The sequence below is a fragment of the Microvirga sp. P5_D2 genome, from assembly GCF_054049475.1.
In genome coordinates this window covers 1-5,705 of record NZ_JBFUMH010000237.1, presented here as the reverse complement: position 1 = coordinate 5,705, position 5,705 = coordinate 1, and the positions used below count along the sequence as shown (strand labels likewise).

5 protein-coding genes and 1 tRNA gene are annotated in these 5,705 nt (G+C 61.7%); 1 reads left to right on the top strand and 5 read right to left on the bottom strand.

The window, feature by feature from the left end; all coding sequences use genetic code 11:
• The first annotated feature begins 296 nt into the window (after positions 1-296).
• On the top strand, positions 297-869 hold the full coding sequence (locus ACXJKO_RS29225; protein WP_457094537.1) for a hypothetical protein: 573 nt from the start codon (positions 297-299) through the stop codon (positions 867-869).
• A gap of 6 nt (positions 870-875) precedes the next feature.
• Here the strand turns inward: ACXJKO_RS29225 and ACXJKO_RS29220 are convergent, their stop codons facing one another.
• From ACXJKO_RS29220 to ACXJKO_RS29200, 5 genes are all read right to left on the bottom strand, one after another.
• The gene (locus tag ACXJKO_RS29220) at positions 876-1,529 is read right to left on the bottom strand and encodes a glutathione S-transferase family protein (RefSeq protein ID WP_457094536.1); all 654 of its coding nucleotides are present in this window, start codon (positions 1,527-1,529) and stop codon (positions 876-878) included.
• A gap of 27 nt (positions 1,530-1,556) precedes the next feature.
• On the bottom strand, positions 1,557-2,729 hold the full coding sequence (locus tag ACXJKO_RS29215; protein WP_457094535.1) for an isovaleryl-CoA dehydrogenase: 1,173 nt from the start codon (positions 2,727-2,729) through the stop codon (positions 1,557-1,559).
• A gap of 181 nt (positions 2,730-2,910) precedes the next feature.
• Positions 2,911-3,816 (bottom strand): glycoside hydrolase family 25 protein, encoded by a 906-nt coding sequence (locus tag ACXJKO_RS29210; RefSeq protein WP_457094534.1) that lies wholly within the window; start codon positions 3,814-3,816, stop codon positions 2,911-2,913.
• Between the two features lie 91 nt (positions 3,817-3,907).
• Positions 3,908-5,332: a magnesium transporter gene (gene mgtE, locus ACXJKO_RS29205; RefSeq protein WP_457094533.1), complete on the bottom strand. Its 1,425-nt coding sequence runs from the start codon at positions 5,330-5,332 to the stop codon at positions 3,908-3,910.
• A 191-nt stretch (positions 5,333-5,523) separates the two neighbouring features.
• Positions 5,524-5,608: transfer RNA gene (locus tag ACXJKO_RS29200), tRNA-Leu, on the bottom strand.
• Positions 5,609-5,705 lie beyond the last annotated feature (97 nt).

Sequence of the window (5,705 nt, the reverse complement as noted above, 5' to 3'; positions counted from 1 at the left end):
GGTAATAGGCCGAGGGCGATGGTCGTCACTGTCATGAAGAATGCGAAACCCAGCCCAAGCTTCCGCAGGCGGCGGAAGAAGGCGAGGACCAGGCCGAACAGGATGAGGCTGAGAAGCAGGTTGGACGGCGTGGTGAAGAACCAGGCGATCTTCGAGGCGTAGTAGAACACCGGCAATCCTCTTTCTCAGAAGCGCTCACAGGGGCGGCCTTAAAGCTCGCGAATCCCGTTGCCTTGTATCACTATTCCATTATCTGAATCGGCGATATGCCGGGCATCACATCTTACGGAGCAGCCTTGAAGCGCCTTGCCGCCTTGTTGTGCCTTAGCCTTGCCGCCTGCGGAAACCTTTCCGCCGAAACGTCGAAACCGGCTGCGCGTGTTGCGGTCGAGACGGCGGCCACCGACGTGCTGACTGCCCTGGCAGGACGAGACTTCAAAACGCTCGCCGCATTCGTCGCAGAGGAGGGGCTGGCCGTCAGCCCCTATGTGATGGTGGACGGTGACGACGTCCGCCTGTCACGGGCCGAGGTCGAACGTTGTGCGAGCAATCCGCAGACCCGCCTATGGGGATATCGGGACGGCAGCGGCAACCCCATCGAGACCACCTGCCGCCGCTATTTCGACGAGTTCGTCTGGAACGCCGATTACCGTAAGGCCGATGAAGTGCTGTACGACGAGCCCAGGCAGCGTGGAAACCAGGTCAACAACAACCACGATTTTGTGCCCGGCAGCATCGTGGTCGAACTGCATATTCTAGGGCAGGGCGCTCAAGCGGCGATGAATTGGAAAAGCCTGCGGCTCATCTTCCGCGAGGGTAGGAAGGGACTTACCCTGATCGCCATCACGCGCGATGTGTGGACGATCTAAAACCCGCTAATCCCGATCCGGCGCACCGGGCGGGAAGAAATGACGATAGGGCCTTGCCTCATCGACCGCACGTGCGAAGGAGGGACGGGCGAGCAATCGCTGGCGATAGGCGCGAACGCGTGAAAACTTCTCGTCGATGGGGTGAACCCAATCGGCATAGAAGAGGGATGGCGCGGCGGCGCAATCCGCCGCGCTGAAGCTGTCGCCTGCGGCCCATTCACGCCCCGCGAGCGCGCCATCGAGCCATCCATAGGCCTTGTCGAGCATCTCTCTCGCATGCGTGACCCCGTAAGGATCGCGGTCGCTCTCCTGACGGATCTTGTCGAAGACGATCGTCTGCATCGGCGTCATAACGTAATTGTCGAAGAAGCGGTCCATCATGCGCACATCGAGCGCCTTCTTCGCATCGTCCGGGATCAGCCGCATCGGCCCCGGATGATACAATTGAAGATGCTCGATGATGATGATCGCTTCAACAATGGTACGCCCGCTATCGACGAGGACGGGAAAACGCTTGATCGGCCAAAGACCTTCCAGCTCCGCATCCGTCTCCTCGCTGCCGAGCATGCGATACTCGAATGCGGTGTCGTTCTCGTACATAGCCGTCAGCACCTTCTGGCAATACGATGAGAACGGGTGCGCATAGAGCTTCAAGGTCATCCCTGCCTCGCCTTCAACGATGATGCTTCAAGCCGTCTTCGTGAACAGCTCGCGGCCGATCAGCATGCGGCGGATTTCGCTSGTGCCKGCGCCGATCTCGTAGAGCTTSGCRTCRCGCAGCAGGCGGCCKGTSGGATARTCGTTGATATAKCCATTGCCGCCGAGMAGCTGGATGGCGTCGAGCGCGCATTGCGTGGCCTTTTCTGCCGCGTAAAGGATCGCGCCTGCCGCGTCTTCGCGAGTGGTCTCATGACGGTCGCAGGCCTTCGCGACCGCATAGACATAGGCCTTGGCCGCATTCATCGTCACATACATGTCGGCGACCTTGCCCTGCACCAGCTGGAACTCGCCGATGGCCTGCCCGAACTGCTTGCGCTCGTGGATGTAGGGCATGACGATGTCCATACATGACTGCATAATGCCGAGCGGCCCGGCAGCGAGAACCGCGCGCTCGTAGTCGAGACCGGACATGAGCACGTTCACGCCCTTGCCGACATGGCCGAGCACGTTCTCTTCCGGCACCTCGCAATCCTCGAACACGAGTTCGCAGGTATCGGAGCCGCGCATGCCGAGCTTGTCGAGTTTCTGGTGCGTGGAGAAGCCCTTGAAGCCTTTCTCGATGAGGAAGGCGGTCATGCCGCGCGCGCCGGCCTCGGGATCGGTCTTGGCATAGACCACGAGGGTCTCGGCGGTGGGGCCGTTGGTGATCCACATCTTATTGCCGTTGATCACATAGCGGTCGCCGCGCTTCTCGGCGCGGGTGCGCATGGACACCACGTCCGAGCCGGAGCCGGGCTCCGACATGGCGAGCGCGCCCACATGTTCGCCGGACATGAGCTTGGGCAGGTAGCGGCGCTTCTGCTCCTCGTTGCCGTTGCGGCGGATCTGGTTGACGCAGAGGTTCGAATGCGCGCCGTAGGAGAGGCCGACCGAGGCGGAAGCGCGGGAGATCTCCTCCATGGCGATCACGTGCTCGAGATAGCCGAGCCCCGTACCGCCGTATTCCTCCTCCACCGTGATGCCGTGCAGGCCGAGCGCGCCCATCTCGGGCCAGAGATCACGCGGAAACTGGTTCGTCCGGTCGATCTCCTCGGCCCGCGGCGCGATCTTCTCCTGCGCGAAGTCGCGCACGGTCTCGCGGATGGCATCGGCAGTCTCGCCGAGATCGAAATTGAAGGCCTTGGTGGCATTCGGCAGCATCGTTTCCTCCCGATCTCACTCTGAGCCGAAGGCTCGCGGATCATTGTTGTTGTCTCGATGCATCTTGGACAGCAGTGCTGACCTTTTCAAGCAGTGACATTGGAGAAATTGGTCGAATGTCCGAAATGAAAAGGCTCCCCCACTAGGTGAGAGAGCCCCAAATCTTGCAGTGTAAGCTGGCTTACTCGTCGATGCTCGCCGTCTGGACAGGGTCCAAATTCTGGCATCGTCCGGCGGATGCGAGCCTGCGGTAGTCGCGGGGGTCGCAGTTGCTCTGGACGAATATGCGCCACTGGTTTTCGGTGCCGTAGAAGGTGTTACGGTCAACGTCGCCGCTCACGCCCGGCACGCGGCCGGTGGTGGTGAACTGCCAGAAGGTCCAGCGGCGGTTGTCGTAGCGCTCCTGGGGCTCGGCGGCGGTGCTGCGGATCCAGTAGGGGTAGTCGTTGAACTCGCCTTCCAGGATTTCCTTATGGAAGGTGATGTCCGTGTAGAGGATCGGCCGCTTGCCCGTATGCGCTTCCATCTCGTGGAGCATCAGGTTGATCATGGCCAGCGCCTGCTCGCGCGGAACCTTCTTCGGGCAGTTCACGGACTGGCCGTTCCATTCCACGTCGAGAACCGGGGGCAGGGCATCCGGATCGGAGGGTACATTGCGCTTGAACCAAGCTGCCTGTTCGTGGGCCGGGCGGCACCAATAAACGAAGTGATAGGCGCCGCGCGGAACGCCGGCTTTCTTGGCGCCATACCAGTTCTCTATGAAGCGGTTGTCCACATGGTCACCGCCCTCGGTCGCCTTGATGAAGGCGAACTGCGTGCCGGCCTGACGCATGGCCGCCCAATCCACCGTGCCCTGCCACTTGGAAATATCGACGCCATGGATCGGCAGGCGATGGGCCTTCGCGACGCCTTGGTGGGGGCGCACATCGCTCTTGGTGGGATAGCGGCTGGAAGTGGTGACGGGGCCGACGGCGCAGGAGGCGAGGCCGAGAGCAACGGTGGCCAGGGCAGCAAACCGGGTGAACCGGATGAACGTCGTCAGGCCAGAGGTTCTGGAACGGCTGGAGGTACGGCGGCGAGTCTTCATCGGCTCAACTGTATTTGACGCAAAACTGGACTTCACCAGCCATGCCCCAAGAGCGTTAACAGGCCATTACGAAAATGATCCTTTCACAGGATTACAGGTTAAACCAGACCGTAGCTATACCCAAAAAGGACAGGAACCCGACGATATCCGTAATGCTGGTGACGAATGGGCCCGACGAGACGGCTGGGTCCACACCAAACCGGTTGAGGGTGAGCGGCACGAAGATGCCGCCCAGCGCCGCGAACACCAGCACCGTGATCAGCGCCAGCCCGATCACCACGCCGAGCTGTGCCGACTGGAACCAGAGCCCGGCGAGAGTCCCCATGATGGTCGCGAAGACAAGACCGTTGAGCAGCCCCACGATCGCCTCGCGGCGGATGATGCGCCAAGCATTGGAGCGCCCGAGCTCGCGGGTGGCGAGCGCGCGCACGGCCACCGTCATGGTCTGCGTTCCCGCATTGCCGCCCATGGAGGCGACGATGGGCATGAGGATCGCAAGCGCCACCATCCGCTCCAGCGATCCCTCGAAGAGGCGGATGATCGTGGAGGCGATCAGCGCCGTGCACATATTGGCGAAGAGCCAGGGGAAGCGGCTGCGCTGGATATAGAAGACCGTGTCGGACAGCTCTTCCTCCGAGTTCACGCCGCCGAGCTGCTTGATGTCGGCATCCGCCTCTTCCTCGAGCACGTCCACGATGTCGTCGACGAGGATCACGCCCACGAGGCGGCCCGCCTCGTCCACCACTGCGGCGGAGACGAGGTTGTAGCGCTCGAACAGGCGCGCCACGTCCTCCTGGTGCTGGGTCGCTTCCACCCGGTCGGGCTCGTCGTCCATGAGCTCCTGGATCGTGACCGGGCGCTTGGAGCGCAGCAGCCTGTCGAGGGCGACGGCGCCGAGCAGATGGCCCGCCGGATCGATCACGAAGATTTCGTAGAAGGTTTCCGGCAGGTCGGTGCCTTCGCGCATGAAGTCGATCGTCTGCCCCACCGTCCAGAACGGCGGCACGGCGATGAACTCGGTCTGCATGCGCCGGCCCGCGCTGTCCTCGGGGTAATCGAGGGAGCGCTGAAGCGCGACGCGCTCCATGGCGGGAAGCTGGTCGAGAACCTCGGCCTGCTCCTCTTGGGGAAGACTTTCGAGAATGGTGACGGCATCGTCCGAGTCGAGATCGCGGACGCCTTCGGCCACGGTCGATGTTTCGAGCTCTTCGAGAATCTCCTCGCGGACGGCCTCGTCCACCTCGGTGAGCGCGGTGAAGTCGAAGGCGGAGCCCAGAAGCTCGATGAGGCGAGGGCGGTGCTCGGGTTCGAGCGCCTCGATGAGATCGCCGAGATCGGATTCGTGGAAGTCTTCCACGAGGCGCTGAAGCAGATCTGTGTCCGAGGCTTCGATGGCATCGGCGGCGGTGGCCAGGAATTCCGGATTGAGCTCACCTTTCTCGTCCCGGAAAACAGGGAGCGCGGTCTCCGGCCCGTCGGGCGTAGGAAGCGTCTTGTCGTTTTCGACTTCCAGCATGAGCCGTCCTTAAGAAATTGATCGCTTCGGAAAATGCCCGGCCATTCGGCGCTTGCGACAGCCGCCGCGCTGAAAGGCCATATCGATGAATCGCTTGCCCGCCGTTCCTGTCAGATTGATCCAGGGCGTCTTAGGATAACGCCGCGAGATGACCAACAAAAAAGGCCCCGAAAAGGGACCTTTTTGTAGTTTGGTGCGGTCAAGAGGACTCGAACCTCCACGGGTCTCCCCGCTACCACCTCAAGGTAGTGCGTCTACCAATTCCGCCATGACCGCGAACTGATTTTCAGGAGGGGTTCTCCTGAAGAGGTGGTCGAATTAGCAGAACGATTTCGCGGCTGCAAGCCCCTCCTGAAATTAATCGGCCTAAACC